Genomic DNA, 344 nt, shown 5'->3' with positions numbered 1-344 from the left:
GTGTTCCACACCAACGAAGGCCACGCCGGGTTCCTGGGCATCGAACGCATCCAGGAACTCATGTCCTCCGAAGCCCCGCTGAGCTGGTCCGAGGCCCTTGCCGCCGGGCGCGCGTCCACGGTGTTCACCACCCACACCCCCGTACCGGCCGGCATCGACCGCTTCGAGGCCGTGCAGATCAGGCACTTCTTCGACGCCGGCCTGGCCCCGGACGTCCCGGTGGAGAAGGTCCTGGAACTCGGCCGGGAAAACTACGACGGCGGCAACCCCGCGGTCTTCAACATGGCCGTCATGGGCCTGCGCCTGGCGCAGCGGGCCAACGGCGTGGCCAAACTGCACGGCGT

General features: G+C 68.9%; 1 pseudogene. It reads left to right on the top strand.

The annotated features are described in order from the left end of the window. Positions 1-344: pseudogene (locus NFJ07_RS25765) on the top strand (DUF3417 domain-containing protein); the annotation flags it as partial.

Source organism: Arthrobacter sp. B2a2-09, from assembly GCF_027587375.1.
Classification (GTDB): domain Bacteria; phylum Actinomycetota; class Actinomycetes; order Actinomycetales; family Micrococcaceae; genus Arthrobacter.
This window is presented reverse-complemented; position numbering and strand designations above follow the sequence as displayed.